This window comes from Pontimicrobium sp. MEBiC01747, from assembly GCF_053601635.1.
The window spans coordinates 1-308 of the sequence record NZ_JBSHNS010000389.1 but is presented as its reverse complement, the minus strand read 5'-3'; the positions used below and the strand labels follow the sequence as shown (position 1 = coordinate 308).

The 308-nt window shown below is 26.6% G+C and carries 1 protein-coding gene; it reads left to right on the top strand.

Annotated elements, in window-relative coordinates; all coding sequences use genetic code 11:
• Positions 1-34: 34 nt before the first annotated feature.
• A partial coding sequence (locus ACVC2P_RS12570; RefSeq protein ID WP_452598816.1) for a hypothetical protein occupies positions 35-308 on the top strand: 274 nt, incomplete at its 3' end.

Below are 308 nucleotides of genomic sequence, written 5' to 3'. Positions count from 1 at the left end.
TAATTATATTATTTTTCAGTTTTAATTTTTGTTTATGGGTAATTTTAAAGTAGATATCTTAAATACTGGCTTAATTGTAGTTGCATTTATTTTGGCCTATTTTTTACCATTTGAACTTTTTTTATTTTCTTATGCCGTTCTAGGGCCATTGCATTACTTTACAGAGATTAACTGGATTAAGGATAAAAACTATTTTATAGATAATAAACTTTGGATTTATATTATCTGCGCCTTTTGTTTTATTATAACTTTGCCCACATTAATAAAGCTGCCGTTTTTTGAGAGTATTGGTAATAACACGCTAGTAC